This is a genomic window from Streptomyces sp. NPDC047072 (assembly GCF_040643855.1).
Lineage (GTDB): Bacteria > Actinomycetota > Actinomycetes > Streptomycetales > Streptomycetaceae > Streptomyces.
The window spans coordinates 1-12,153 of record NZ_JBEYVC010000026.1; the positions used below are offsets into that span (position 1 = coordinate 1).

At 73.5% G+C, this 12,153-nt stretch carries 10 protein-coding genes; 3 read left to right on the forward strand and 7 right to left on the reverse strand.

Annotation, left to right across the window (positions count from 1 at the left end):
- Positions 1-126: 126 nt before the first annotated feature.
- The 3 genes from ABZ896_RS14310 to ABZ896_RS14320 all read right to left on the reverse strand — a co-directional run bounded on the left by ABZ896_RS14310 (position 127) and on the right by ABZ896_RS14320 (position 5,852).
- The gene (locus tag ABZ896_RS14310) at positions 127-1,089 is read right to left on the reverse strand and encodes a hypothetical protein (RefSeq protein WP_360927189.1); all 963 of its coding nucleotides are present in this window, start codon (positions 1,087-1,089) and stop codon (positions 127-129) included.
- Positions 1,086-4,064, reverse strand: a complete 2,979-nt coding sequence (locus ABZ896_RS14315; RefSeq protein ID WP_360927192.1) for a PEP/pyruvate-binding domain-containing protein — start codon at positions 4,062-4,064, stop codon at positions 1,086-1,088. The genes ABZ896_RS14310 and ABZ896_RS14315 overlap by 4 nt, the downstream gene beginning before the upstream one ends.
- A gap of 339 nt (positions 4,065-4,403) precedes the next feature.
- Positions 4,404-5,852 carry a PLP-dependent aminotransferase family protein gene (locus tag ABZ896_RS14320; RefSeq protein WP_360927195.1) on the reverse strand — a complete coding sequence of 483 codons (1,449 nt, stop codon included), beginning with the start codon at positions 5,850-5,852 and terminating at the stop codon, positions 4,404-4,406.
- A 46-nt stretch (positions 5,853-5,898) separates the two neighbouring features.
- Between ABZ896_RS14320 and ABZ896_RS14325 the strand changes: the two genes are divergently transcribed.
- On the forward strand, positions 5,899-6,432 hold the full coding sequence (locus ABZ896_RS14325) for a carboxymuconolactone decarboxylase family protein (RefSeq protein WP_360927198.1): 534 nt from the start codon (positions 5,899-5,901) through the stop codon (positions 6,430-6,432).
- Between the two features lie 76 nt (positions 6,433-6,508).
- Here ABZ896_RS14325 and ABZ896_RS14330 read toward each other — a convergent pair whose 3' ends face one another.
- The 4 genes from ABZ896_RS14330 to ABZ896_RS14345 all read right to left on the reverse strand — a co-directional run bounded on the left by ABZ896_RS14330 (position 6,509) and on the right by ABZ896_RS14345 (position 10,782).
- The gene (locus tag ABZ896_RS14330) at positions 6,509-7,996 is read right to left on the reverse strand and encodes a glutamate synthase subunit beta (RefSeq protein WP_360927201.1); all 1,488 of its coding nucleotides are present in this window, start codon (positions 7,994-7,996) and stop codon (positions 6,509-6,511) included.
- Positions 7,997-8,271: 275 nt separating this feature from the next.
- A complete protein-coding gene (locus tag ABZ896_RS14335; RefSeq protein ID WP_360927204.1) occupies positions 8,272-8,751 on the reverse strand; it encodes an anthrone oxygenase family protein in 480 nt (159 codons plus the stop codon).
- A 623-nt stretch (positions 8,752-9,374) separates the two neighbouring features.
- Positions 9,375-10,076, reverse strand: coding sequence for a DUF2293 domain-containing protein (locus ABZ896_RS14340; RefSeq protein WP_360927207.1), 702 nt, complete (start codon positions 10,074-10,076; stop codon positions 9,375-9,377).
- Positions 10,077-10,083: 7 nt separating this feature from the next.
- Positions 10,084-10,782 carry an NAD(P)H-binding protein gene (locus ABZ896_RS14345; RefSeq protein ID WP_360927210.1) on the reverse strand — a complete coding sequence of 233 codons (699 nt, stop codon included), beginning with the start codon at positions 10,780-10,782 and terminating at the stop codon, positions 10,084-10,086.
- A gap of 98 nt (positions 10,783-10,880) precedes the next feature.
- On the opposite strand from ABZ896_RS14345, the gene ABZ896_RS14350 reads away from it, so the two are divergent.
- Both ABZ896_RS14350 and ABZ896_RS14355 read left to right on the forward strand, forming a co-directional pair.
- Positions 10,881-11,273 (forward strand): helix-turn-helix domain-containing protein, encoded by a 393-nt coding sequence (locus ABZ896_RS14350; RefSeq protein ID WP_360927213.1) that lies wholly within the window; start codon positions 10,881-10,883, stop codon positions 11,271-11,273.
- Positions 11,274-11,458: 185 nt separating this feature from the next.
- Positions 11,459-12,100 (forward strand): uridine kinase, encoded by a 642-nt coding sequence (locus ABZ896_RS14355; RefSeq protein ID WP_360927216.1) that lies wholly within the window; start codon positions 11,459-11,461, stop codon positions 12,098-12,100.
- The last annotated feature ends 53 nt before the right edge of the window (positions 12,101-12,153 follow it).

Sequence of the window (12,153 nt, forward strand, 5' to 3'; positions counted from 1 at the left end):
GTCGAGATCCGCGCTGTCGAGCCGCTCGTGGGTGAACCAGTCGACGTGCACCTCCTGGTCGAGGAGGCGATTTGCCGGGACATCCGCACCAATCTTCCCTGATCGAGGGGGGCGGTGGGGTCGGCGTCAGTCGTCGTCCGTGTCTGCGTCGCCTATGCCGATCACCGTCAGGTGGGCTCGTTCCAGGGTTGCGTCCTCCAGGCAGCCTCGTAGGCGCATGCGGTCGTGGGGGGTCAGGGCTGGGCGGACCACTCCGGCGTAGAGGCCGTCGCCCAGGTCGCCCAGGGTCGCGTGGTTCAGCGGGACCGACGTGGAGTCCCGGCAGCGCTCCCACACCTGCTCCGCGGCGAGCGCGCGCCGCCCGGCCGACAGGTCCGTGCCGCGCATGTCGACCTGGACGACGACGGAGGTCGCCGCGCTGTCGTTCGCGCCCCCGTCCCGGGTCTGGGTGAGATCGGCGAGACCGGCCACGAGCCCGCCGAGCAGGGCGGTGCCGACGACGGCGACGGCGGCGACCCGGGCGGTACGGGTCCGGGAGCGGCGGGAGACCAGCGGTGGCAGGTCCTCCAGGTCGTCGGGGGAGGCCGGGCTGGGTGCCGTCAGCACCGCCAGCCGGCCGGCGAGGCGCCGCTCGGCCGGCCGCGCGGTCGCCGACGCGACCCGCTGCACCACCCAGGCGATCCCGGACAGCAGTACCCCGGTGACCATGAGCACCGGCACGAACACGTACGTACGCTCGGCCGGCTCCTCCAACCAGCGGAAACGGCCCGCCGTGGTGCTCGACCGGCCCGCTGTGGTGCTCGATCGGCCCGCTGTGGCGCCGGGCTCGGGCGCGGTGCGCAGCCGGGCCAGCGCGTCCTCCTGGCGGGCGGCCAGCTCCCGCTGCCGCCGGTCCGAGTCCCGCAGCCGTTCCTCGATCCGGGTGAGCCGGCCCAGCAGCACGAGCCCGAGCAGCATCACCTCGACGACCAGCAGCAGCACACCGCAGAGCAGGGCACGCTGCCACTGCCAGCGGTACAGATAGACGACGAGATACGTCCCGGCCCCGGCGGCGGCGAGCCCGGCGAAGAGATAGGCAAGCCGTCTCATGACACGCCTCCGGGGGAGCGGCGCGGTATGCCTGCGGGGCGCGCGGCTGATGTGGTGCCGGGGTGGGGGTTCGGTGCGGCGGTGGGTGGTGCGTCCGGTGCGTCGGTGGGTTGTGCGTCGGGTGCGGCGGTGGGCTGTGCGGCTGACGCATCGGCGGGTTGAGGGGTTGAGGCCTTGGCGGGTTGAGCGGCTGACGCCTTGGCGGGCTGTGCGTCCGGCGCGTTTCCGGCCTGGACCTCTGCCGCGTTACCGTCCCGGACGTCTGCCGTGCCCCTGGACCGCCCGTCTGCCGCGCCCCCGTCCCGGACGTCTGCCGCACCCCCGGGCAGTCCGTCTGCCGCGTCTCCGGGTCGGCCGTCCGGTGCGTCCCCTCGCCGGCCGTCCGGCGCGTCCCCCTGCCGTATGTCCGGTGCGTCCGCCGGGCGTACGTCGCCGGTTGTTCCGTCGACGGTGAGGCGGGAGCCCGGCGGGAAGCGGCGTACCGCGTCGGTGGCGCCGACCACCGTCGGCAGGCCGAACTCCCTTGCCAGTACGGCGAGATGGGACAGCGGGCTGCCGGTCTGGGCGACCAGGCCGGTGAGCCGGGGCAGCAGCGGGGCGAGCGCGGGATCCAGCGTGCGGACGACCAGCACGGCGTCCGGGGGAGGGGTCCCCGTCCCGTCCCAGACGGTCCCGACCGCCCGCCCGCCGGACACTCCACGCCCACCGTCCCCACCGCCGCGCTCGGCGACGACGGTGCCGTCCGCGGCGAGCCGGAAGGCGTCCGGCAACGGCGGCGACTCGGCGACGGGTATCCGCTCGGCCAGATCACCGGGCAACGGATCCCCCTCCAGCCCGGCGGCGAACTCCTTCCAGCGCAGCAGCACGACTCGGGACGGGTCCACCCCCAGCCGCCACGCCCCCTCCCGCACAAGCCTGACCTGCAACTCCTGCACCCACCGGATACGGAGCCGGAGGGCTTCGCGGTGGGGGAGGACGGGGGTGCGGGTGGGAAGCTCGGCAAGGGCAGGGGTCCGGGCGCGACGCTCGCCGAGGGCCGCGGCATCGGCGCCCCGCCCGTGACCCTCTGTGCTCGGCGCCGCCGGCAACCTCACCCTTCCCCCCACACTCGGCGCCGTCAGCGCGAGGATCACCGGTGTCCCGGCGATCGCCTCCGTGTCGGTCAGACCCTGTGCGCGGGCCTCGGACAGGGCGGTCAGAGCGAGGCCCGCGCCCGTGCGGCCGCCCGGTGTCTCCGGCAGGAGCGCGCCCGCGAGGGCCTCCTGGGCGTGCAGGGAGACCAGGACCGCGCGGGTCCAGCGGAGTTCCGCGGCCAGTTCGGGCGAGGTCAGCGTGTGCGGTGCCGGCACCTGCGCGAGACGCGCGTCGACGTCGGCCACCAGATCCGTCGCCAGCCCCGGCAACGCCGCGCTCAGCCGCCCCACCCGCCAGGCCGCCCCGAGCCGCCGCGCCCCCGGCGCCGGGTTGAGCAGCGCGAGCCACCGGTGCCGGGGCGCGACCGCGCCGAGCAGTCGCAAGTCCGCCGCGGCCCGCCCTCCGACCGTCCTCACGACCGGCACAGTCCGCAGCAGCCGGCGTGACGCACTGCCCCCGATGTCCAACGCGGCCGTGAGCCCCCGGGCCATGGGCGCCACCCACAGGTCCTCCTCCAGCGGCGCCAACCGCCCCGGCAGCGTCTCGGCGACCGGCCCGGGCCCCAGCAACCGGGCCCCGCGCGGCGGCCGTGCCGCCATCGCCGTGATCGGCCGGCTCTGGAACAGCCACAGCCGCCCGCCCTCGTCGAACCCGAACTCGATGTCCTGCGGCCCCCCGAACACCCGCCGCACCCGCCGCGCAAGCCACGCCAGCCGGACCAACTCGACGCGGGTGAGCAACGCCCCGGCCTCCGGCGGCACACCTGCCTCCCGCAGCACGCTGGCCTCCACCGACACGCCAGACTCCCGCGGTGCACCAACCTCCCGCAGTGCTCCGGCCTCCGGCAGCACACCTGCCTCCCGCAACACGCTGGCCTCCACCGACACGCCAGACTCCCGCGGGGCACCGACCTCCCGCAGTGCTCCGGCCTCCGGCAGCACACTGGTCTCTAGCACCCCCCTAGCTTCCGGCGGCACACCGGTCTCTCGCACCCCCCTAGCTTCCGGCGGCACACCGATCCCCGACGGCACACCGGCCTCTCGCAGAGCTCCGGCCTCCTGCACCGCACCGGACTCCTGCAACACACCGGCCTCCCGCGGCACGCCAGCTTCCAGCGACCCCCCAACCTCCGGCAGCTCCACACGCAGCAAGCGCCCCCCGCGCCCCAGCCAGTAGTCCGTGCCCGCCTGCGCCCCGTTCACCAGGCTGTCCGGCCCGCCCCGCACCGCGCTCACCAGCATCCGGTCGGTACGCCCTTCCACAGGGTCGGCCCCGAACATCACCCCGCCGACCCGCGCGCTCAGCATCGGCTGCACCAGCACCGCCATGGGCGCGGTGGACCCGTCGGGCCGGTGCGCCGAGTCGAGCACGGTCCGTACCGCCGTACGGAAGGCGGCCCAGCCGCGTACGTCCAGCACGGAGGCGAACTGTCCCGCCAGCGACGACGCCTCGGTGTCCTCCTGCGGGGACGAGGACCGTACGACGAGGGGGAGGGCACCGCCGTCGGAGAGCTCGTGCCAGGCGCGGTGCAGGTCGGAGGCGTGGTCTTCGGAGGCGTGGTCTTCAAGGGCGGGGGAGAGGGCCGCGCCGTAGGTGATCACGAACCCCGGCAGCACCGGGAGCCCCGCACCAGCCGCACGGGCGAGGTTCGCGGCCTTGGACCCGGCGGTCACGGCGGCCGCGGCGAGGGGCCGGTCCAGCGGGACGACGGGGCCGTACGCCTCGACGGGACCGTACGTGTCGACCGGGCCGTACGCCTCGACCGGGCCGTCCGGGACCGTACCCCGACGGCTGTCCCCGTCGCGTGCACCCTCTCCGTGACGTTCATCGAGCGTCGTCATCGAACACCCTCCAGGACCGACCGCCAACAGGGGGGACGCGCGGGGGTGGCCCTGCGCCTGACGACGGAACGAAGGATGGGGGCGGGCCGCTGCCGGGCCGGAGCGGACACGACGACTGCTCGCCTCCTGTTCCGATGATCCCACCGCTGTTCGCATCCCTGTAGCCCGTAAGCCACTTTTCGGACAGAAGGTGCGGGAAATCGGGACCGCGCAGGAGGGGGCGGTCGGTGGCTGGTCCGGCGGGAGCAGACGCCCGGTCGTTCCCGGGCAGGAGCGGGGGAGGCGGGGGTCCTCCGAAGGCAGGATGCAGAGCCCTGGGGCAGCAGGGTGCCGGAGCCCCTACCCCGGATCCGGCGGCAGCGCCCCGCACAGCGCCTCCAGCGCCGCCCCGTACGCACCCTCCGAAGGCGTCGCGTACCCCACCACCAGCCCGTCGTGGACCGCCATGTCCGCGTCCCGCGCGGCCGGGTGGCGGTACTCCGCGAGCCCGTCGAGGGCGACGCCCTGCCAGGTCGCGGCCTTGACGGCGGACCGCTCGCTGCCGGGCGGCAGCCGCAGCACCGCGTGCAGACCGGCCGCGACCCCGCTGACCTCGATGTGCGGCGCGTGCTCGGCGAGCGCGGCGACCAGCCGGTCCCGGCGCCGACGGTAGCGCTGCCGCATCCGCCGTACGTGACGGTCGTAGGACCCGGAGTCGATGAGGTCGGCGAGCGCCAGCTGGTCGAGGACGCTCGCCCAGGCCTCCCGCTCGCCCTTGGCCGCGAGCACGTCACCGACGTACCGCTGCGGCAGCACCATCCACCCCAGCCGCACCGCCGGTGACAGGCTCTTGCTCACCGAGCCGATGAGGATCACCCGCTCCGGATCGAGGCTCTGGAGGGCGCCGACGGGCTTGCGGTCGTAGCGGAACTCCCCGTCGTAGTCGTCCTCCAGGACCACCCCGTCCCGCGCGCGGGCCCAGTCGACGACCGCGGCCCGCCGCTCGGCGTGCAGCGGACCGCCGGTCGGGAACTGGTGCGCGGGCGTGAGGAGTACGGCCCGCTCCCGCCCCAACTCCTCGACGCGCGCGCCGTGTTCGTCGAGGGGGAGCGGCACGGTCCGCACCCCCGCGGTTGTCAACAGCTCGCGGTGGAAGGGGAGTCCGTACGCCTCCACGGCCAGCGGACCCCTGAGCACCCGCCCCGCGAACAGCAGCCGCAGCGCGTGCGCGAAGCCGGAGCAGACGACGATCCGCCCCGGATCCGTGCGCGCGCCCCGCGCCCGCGCGAGGTACTCCGCGAGCGCCGTCCGCAACTCGATCCGCCCCGCGGGATCCCCGGGCCCGAACACCTCGTCGGGCGCCTGCTGGAGCGCCCGCCGGTACGACGCCAGCCAGGCCGCCCGTGGGAACGCCGACGCGTCGGGCGTCCCCTGCCGCAGGTCGTACCGCGCGCGTACGGCGGGCCTGCGCGGCGGATGCGTCCTGTGTACGGCGTTCCGCGGCGGCGCGGTCCTCGGCGGCTCGGTCCGTTCCGCGACCCGGGTGCCCGAGCCCTGGCGGGCGGTGAGCCAGCCCTCGGCGACGAGTTCGGCGTAGGCGTCGGCGACCGTGTTGCGGGCGACGCCGAGGTCGGCGGCGAGCGAGCGGTACGGGGGGAGCCGGGTGCCGGGGGCGAGCCGGCCGGTGCGGACGGCGTCACGCAGGGCGCGGGTGAGCGCGGCGCGGCGCCCGCCGGGGCCGGACGGCTCCCACTCAAGGTGCAGGTCGGAGCCGATCCGCTCCGCGGAATTGACCCATGAATCCGCCATGGAAATGCACCCTACAGCCGGTCTTTGCGGCCCGTAGGTTGGACGCATGACGACGCAGACGAACACGACCCCCGCGCCCGTACGACCGACCGAGCCGATCGAGCCGACCGAGCTGGCTAGGCCGACCAGGCCGACTCGGCTGAACCTCGCCAAGACCGCGCCGAAGGTCTTCCGTGCCCTGGTCGGCTTCGACGCCGCCGCCCGCGAGGGCCTCGACCCCGCCCTCGTCGAACTGATCCAGATCCGCTCCTCACACCTCAACCACTGCGCGTACTGCCTGCACATGCACACCAACGACGCGCGCAAGGCCGGCGAGAGCGAGGACCGCCTCCACCTGGTGCCGCTCTGGTGCGAGGCCCGCCACTTCTTCACGCCGCGCGAACAGGCGGCGCTGGCCCTCACGGAGGCGGTGACCCTGATAGCCGACGGAGGCGTCCCGGACGAGCTCTACGCCGAGGCGACAACCCAGTTCACAGAGGAAGAACTGGCCCACGTGTTGTCAGTGATCCTCACGATCAACACGTGGAACAGGGTGGCCCTGGCCACAGGAAAGCTGGCAGGCACGGACGAACGCGCCTGACGCACACCGCACATGGCAGGACCGGCGTCTCTGTCCGCCGGTCCCCTGGATCCGCCGCGGGACGCCGCCGCGCCCCTCACACCGTCATCGGTCGGTCGAACGGCCCAATAGGCGCCGGAAGTTGGGAGTTCCCCGTCAGATAGCGATCCACCGCCGCCGCCACGGCCCGCCCCTCCGCGATCGCCCACACGATCAGCGATTGCCCCCGCGCCGCATCCCCCGCGGCGAACACCCCGGAGACGTTCGTGGCGAACTCCGCGTCCCGCACCACCGTCCCCCGAACAGCCATCTCCACCCCCAACTGCTCCACCAGCCCGTCCTCTTGATCCGGCCCCGAGAACCCGAGCGCGAGCAGCACGAGATCGGCCGGCAGCATCCGCGCCGTCCCCTCCACCGCCCGCCGCCCCGCATCCACCTCGACGAGATGCAACGACCGCACACGCCCCTCCGCATCCCCCGTGAACCGAAGCGTCGACGCCGCGAACAACCGCGCGTCCGCGTCCGCCCCCGGAGCCGTCCGAAGATCCCGCGCCTCCTCGTGCGCCGCCGACAACCGGTAGATCTTCGGATAGGTCGGCCACGGCTCGACGTCCTCGTCCCGCTCCACCCCCGGCTGCGCGTAGATGTCCAACTGCGTGACGGACGCGGCCCCTTCACGCACCGCCGTCCCGAGACAGTCCGCCCCCGTGTCCCCGCCCCCGACGATGACGACATGCTTCCCGGCGGCCGACAGGGGGGAGGCCTCCAGGTCCCCCTCGCACACCCGGTTGGCCGGCGGCAGATACTCCATCGCCTGGTGTATCCCGGCCAACTCCCGCCCCGGCACGTCCAGTTCCCGCCACGCCGTCGCCCCCGTGGCGATCACGACCGCGTCGTACCGCGCGCGCAGCTCCGCCGCCCCGACGTCCCGCCCGACCGCCGTGGACGTACGGAACTTCGTCCCCTCGGCCCGCATCTGCTCGATCCGCCGTTCCAGATGGTGCTTCTCCATCTTGAACTCGGGGATCCCGTACCGCATCAGCCCGCCGAGCCGGTCGTCCTTCTCGTACACCACGACCGTGTGCCCGGCCCGCGTCAACTGCTGTGCCGCCGCCAGCCCCGTCGGCCCCGACCCGATCACCGCGACGGTCCTTCCGGACAGCCGGTCCGGTGGCTGCGGCGGGGCGAACCCCAGTTCCCAGGCCCGGTCGGCGATGGCGACCTCGACGTTCTTGATGGTGACCGCCGGCTGGTTGATGGCGAGCACACACCCCGCCTCGCACGGCGCGGGACACAACCGCCCGGTGAACTCGGGGAAGTTGTTCGTCGCGTGCAGACGATCCGCCGCCTGCCGCCAGTCCTCCCGGGAGACCAGGTCGTTCCACTCGGGGATCAGATTGCCCAGCGGACAGGCGTCGTGGCAGAACGGGATCCCGCAGTCCATACAGCGGTCCGCCTGCTTGCTGACGATGGGCAGCAACGCTCCGGGGACGTACACCTCGTCCCAGTCCCCGACCCGCTCCTCGACCGGCCTGCGCGGCCAGTCCTGGCGAGGCGTGGTCATGAATCCCTTGGGATCGGCCATGGCGGCTTTCCTTCGCGGTGACGAGCGACCACGACGGCCCTGCTGTGCCGGACCGACGGTCACTACGAGGTGGCCGTGCGTCATCGGGCGGCACTGTGGCAGAACTTCTTTCGGCCACGATACGACGCATCGGCCCCTTGCGCAGAGTGCCGGTCGGCGGCCGGACAGCGCTTGCTCGCAGCGGGGTGCGGAGTCCTGCTCAGCCGGGCCTCAGCGGGGTCCCGGCGGGGGCTCGGCCGGGTCTGGGCCGGGTCTCAGGGATCGTGGCTGGGGATTCAGGTGAGAGCGAGCAGGTACGACAGCGCCGCCGCGGCCGAGGCGGCCGTGCGGACGTGGTTCCACGTCGTCCACTCGCGCACGTACGTCGGCCAGTACGCCGCCGCCTCCGGGGTGCCGGGGTCCAGCTTGAGCAGGGCGTCGTTGCGCGGCACGTTCGCCACCAACGTCAGCCCGAACGAGCCGAACAGATACAGCGCGCTGCCCAGCAGCAGCTCCACCGTCCCCTCGTCCGGCCACAGCACGAACGTCACGACCGCGATCACCGCGCACAGCACCGCCGACCCGGCGAACAGGGCCATGAACGGCGGCCGTAGCGCGCTCACATTGATCGCGTTCATCGCCGCGACCCCCTGAGCGGGCGGCAGATCGGCGAGCCCCCGCATCACGAAGGTCGAGAACCCGCAGAACACCCCGGCCACCAGCCCGGTCCCCAACACCCCGAGCACCACCAACAAAAAGTACGGCCCGTCAACCATCCCGCCACCAACTCCCCCGTCCGACCGAGACCTACCCCGGTATCACCTGTTCCCACAAGTGAACCCAGAACCCCCCACCCCGACCATGCCCACCCCGCGCACCCCCATACGCAATCGTCCAACCAACCGAGACCCCCACCCTTCGAGCCTCCGCCGTCCCCTCCACCCACTCCCTGCCCCTGCTGAAGCCACCCCTCCACCGGCCTCCCGCTCTTGCCGGCGCTTCATCTATGCCAGCCTCCTGCTCTTGCCGGTGCCTCCCCTCCGCCGGCCTCGCGTTCTTGCCGGTGCTTCGCCTCCGCCGGCCTCGCGTTCTTGCCGGCGCCTCCCCTCCGCCAGCCCTGTGCTCCTGCCGGTGCCTCCCCTCTTGCGGCTCCCTGCCCCTGCCGATACCTCCCCTCCAGCCCGGCTCCTGCTCTTGCCGGTCCTTTCCTCCGCCGGCCTCCTCTTCCTCCCTGCTCCCTTTCCTCTGCCGGCTTCCGGCTCCTGCCGGTCCCTCCTCCCGTCGGTCTCCTGAGCCTCGCGGTCCCTCTTCCCGTCGGTCCTTTGCTCCTGTCGGTCCCCTGTCTCCGCCGCGACGGCGCGCAACCACGACGTCGCATCCCGGCGGTGCCGAACTCCCCTCAGCCCCCGGCCTCTCCTCCCTCGCCCCGCCGCCACTCCGCCAGCACCGCCTCCACACCCCCCGCGATCCGCCGCCGCGCCTCATACCGGGCCACCCCACTCATCAGCAACTCGTCGTACGGCGTGTCCAGATGCCGTACGGACGCCACCACCGCCGACACCACCGCCCCCTCCGACAGCGCCCGCCCCGCCGTACTCCGCCCCACCCGCCCGCTGCCCCGCAGCGACGCATGCGAGGCGATCCCCCGCGCCCGCTCAACAGGACACCCGGGAAACAGCCGAAGGATCTCCGCCGCGAACGCCTCCGCGAACCGCACGTCCTCATCCGCCCGCCGCCGCGCATCCCGCACCCGGCGCCGCCGCCGCGCCTCCGCGTCCGCCAGGCACCGCACCTCGGCCCGCGCAAGCCCCGTCTCCTCGACGAGGACCCCCTGCCGCTCGTAACGCCCCTTGCGCCGGTTGAACCGCACGACCACCGCCGACAGCGCACTCTCCTCCCGCGCCCGCCGCGTCAGCGCCGTGTCACCGCGCGGCAGGAAGACCAGGTGCCCGAGGTCGGCGCAGCCGAGACACCGCGGCACCCCGTCCTCCATGACCAGCAGGGCCAACGGCCCACCCCGACACTCCGCACAGTGCCGTCTCCTCAGCGGCTGGAAGACGAGAATCCTGGTCCGGGACGGGGGAGTTGCAAGACCTGCCATGGAAAGTTCATTCCCCGACCGCCCCCACCACCGACACCCGCACCCGATGCCGACTCGGCGCTTCGACCTCGTCGACCACCGCCACCGCGAGATCCGCGTACGACAGCACACTCGGCCCACTCTCCGGCCCGCCCCCGAACACCCGCTCCTCACCCCACCCGTACCGCCCCGTGCGCGGAGCACCCTGCTCCAGCCCACCGCCCGGCGTGAGCATCACCCAGTCGACCGCCTCACTTTCCCCGTCCCTCCGCAACCGTTCCAACCCCGCCGCGTGCGCCAGCGCGAACGGCCGAAACTCCGGCGGGAACACCGCGGGATCGTCCATCACCGGCCGCCCGTCCGCCCCGAGCTGGTTCGCGAACAGCCCCACAGCCACCAGCCGCCCCACCCCCTCACCCGCGAGCCCCTCCAGCAACGCGTCCGCCGCCCTCACGAAGAACTCCGGATCCAGCGTGTCGAACCCCTGCTCCGGTCCACTGAACGGCGACACCGCGTGCACGGCGGCCACGTGGCCACCCACGACCGCCCTCGCCGACTCCCGGTCGGTCACATCCCCGCGGACGACGGTGACCCCGTCCGCCCCGAGATCCGGATACCGCGAGGGTTCACGCACGACGGCCGTCACCTCGTACCCCCGCTGCCGCGCCTCGCCCGTCACAGCTCGCCCGGCCCGTCCACCCGCACCGAACACGACGATCCCGCTCATCCCAACCTCCCTGCCGAGAACCGCACTTCACGGTCCGACCTGGACGTTAGGCACCGAAGGCCCGGTTACTTCAACGGTATCGGCGCTACCCTCGGCCCATGACCGACCCGACGGACGGCACCCGGCTCGCCCCTCCTCTCGACCCCGACATGTTCGACCCCGTCTGTCCCTCCTCCGCCATACCCTTCCGTGTCGGTGACAAGTGGACGGGAATGGTGATCCGTTGTCTGGAGGCCGGCCCTCGTCGGTTCACCGAACTCCGCGTCCCCCTCAAGGCCGTGACCCCGAAGGTCCTCAGTGAGACCCTCCGCGCGATGGAACGCGACGGCCTCCTCACGCGCACCGCCTACGACGAGAACCCACCCCGCGTCGAATACGCCCTCACCCCCCTCGGCCGCACCCTCCTCCCCCTCCTCGAAGCGGCCCGCGCCTGGAGCGAGACCCACCTCCCACACCTCCTCGCGGCCCGCCGCCACCACGACTCCCCCTGACCCCCTCCCGACGCACCGACTCTCGGCGCAGCCCGACCGACCGCCGCCCCCCCGCGAACCCTCGCCTGCCGCCTGCCGCCCGCCCGCAGACGTTCACCGCAGACGACCGCCGCTCACCCCCCTCCCCGCAGACGACCGCCGTCGGCGCGCAGCTGCAACGCATCCCACCCACCCCCTGTCGCATCATGGGCCCTGTGCGACTCCAAGCGATCACCTGGGACCGACTCGCCGACCAACTGGCCGACCGCCTGCTCGATCTGAAGCCGGCCGACGACAGCCCCTGGCCGCGCGTCGCTCTCGACGGCGCCCCGGCGGCCCGGCCGGGCGACCTCGCCGAGCGGATCGGTGAAGCCCTGCGCACCCGCGGCCGCCCCTCGCTCGTCGTCGGTACGGAGGGCTTCCTGCGCCCCGCCTCGCTCCGTCTCGAGTACGGCCACCACGACCTGGAGGCCTACTACAACGGCTGGTTCGACACCGGCGCCCTCTGGCGAGAGGTCTTCGGCCCCCTCGAACCCGGCGGCGACGGCCGAATCCTGCCCGACCTGTGGGACCCGGCCACCGACCGAGCCACCCGCAGCCCCTACGTCCAACTCCCGCCCGGTGGCGTCCTGTTGCTCCACGGCCCCCTCCTGCTGCGCCACTGGTTCCCCTTCGACCTGACCGTCCACCTCCTCCTCTCCGAGGGCGCCCTGCGCCGCCGTACCCCCGAGGCCGACCACTGGACCCTCCCCGCCCACGCGCGCTACGCCGAGGAGGTCGACCCCGCCGCCACGGCCGACGTCCTGGTCCGCGCCGACGACCCCCGCCACCCGGCCTGGAACGGCTGATCCGATCAGATCGCTCCCCAAACCGCTTTTATATGCGCGTGCATCTAGTTAAG

Bases quoted from the DNA above. Each gene is read 5' to 3' on its own strand.
- ABZ896_RS14310 (WP_360927189.1), bottom strand. From the start codon at position 1,089: ATGAGACGGCTTGCCTATCTCTTCGCCGGGCTCGCCGCCGCCGGGGCC.
- ABZ896_RS14355 (WP_360927216.1), top strand. From the start codon at position 11,459: ATGGGCCCTGTGCGACTCCAAGCGATCACCTGGGACCGACTCGCCGAC.
- ABZ896_RS14325 (WP_360927198.1), top strand. From the start codon at position 5,899: ATGACGACGCAGACGAACACGACCCCCGCGCCCGTACGACCGACCGAG.
- ABZ896_RS14320 (WP_360927195.1), bottom strand. From the start codon at position 5,852: ATGGCGGATTCATGGGTCAATTCCGCGGAGCGGATCGGCTCCGACCTG.
- ABZ896_RS14345 (WP_360927210.1), bottom strand. From the start codon at position 10,782: ATGAGCGGGATCGTCGTGTTCGGTGCGGGTGGACGGGCCGGGCGAGCT.
- ABZ896_RS14335 (WP_360927204.1), bottom strand. From the start codon at position 8,751: ATGGTTGACGGGCCGTACTTTTTGTTGGTGGTGCTCGGGGTGTTGGGG.
- ABZ896_RS14340 (WP_360927207.1), bottom strand. From the start codon at position 10,076: ATGGCAGGTCTTGCAACTCCCCCGTCCCGGACCAGGATTCTCGTCTTC.
- ABZ896_RS14315 (WP_360927192.1), bottom strand. From the start codon at position 4,064: ATGACGACGCTCGATGAACGTCACGGAGAGGGTGCACGCGACGGGGAC.
- ABZ896_RS14330 (WP_360927201.1), bottom strand. From the start codon at position 7,996: ATGGCCGATCCCAAGGGATTCATGACCACGCCTCGCCAGGACTGGCCG.
- ABZ896_RS14350 (WP_360927213.1), top strand. From the start codon at position 10,881: ATGACCGACCCGACGGACGGCACCCGGCTCGCCCCTCCTCTCGACCCC.